This is a genomic window from Gilvimarinus sp. 1_MG-2023, from assembly GCF_030548285.1.
This window is the reverse complement of the sequence record NZ_JAUOSC010001760.1, coordinates 1-234: the sequence shown is the minus strand read 5'-3', so window position 1 is coordinate 234 and position 234 is coordinate 1. Positions and strand designations below refer to the sequence as shown.

General features: G+C 37.6%; 1 protein-coding gene. It reads right to left on the bottom strand.

Translation table 11 applies throughout. The features are described from left to right. Nucleotides 1-213: hypothetical protein (locus Q4563_RS22755; protein ID WP_303606164.1), on the bottom strand; the 213-nt coding region annotated here is incomplete at its 3' end. Nucleotides 214-234: the final 21 nt, after the last annotated feature.

The window sequence follows — 234 nt, the reverse complement described above, 5'->3', positions numbered from 1 at the left end:
AAATATAGTTGAGTGCCAACCTGGGTTGATAGAAGTAGCGAAATCCATAGATACAATAGTGTGTACAGAAAGTACTAATGGAGTTGCCAAACCAGCTAATACTAAAGATACTTCTTCAAAACGTTGCCAGTCTTTTGCTCTACCAGACCATCCAAAAGATAACAAAGCGTATATCTTTTTTTGGAAAGGCTTTACAGCTCTATCACGAATCATTGCAAAATCGGGTAACAAACC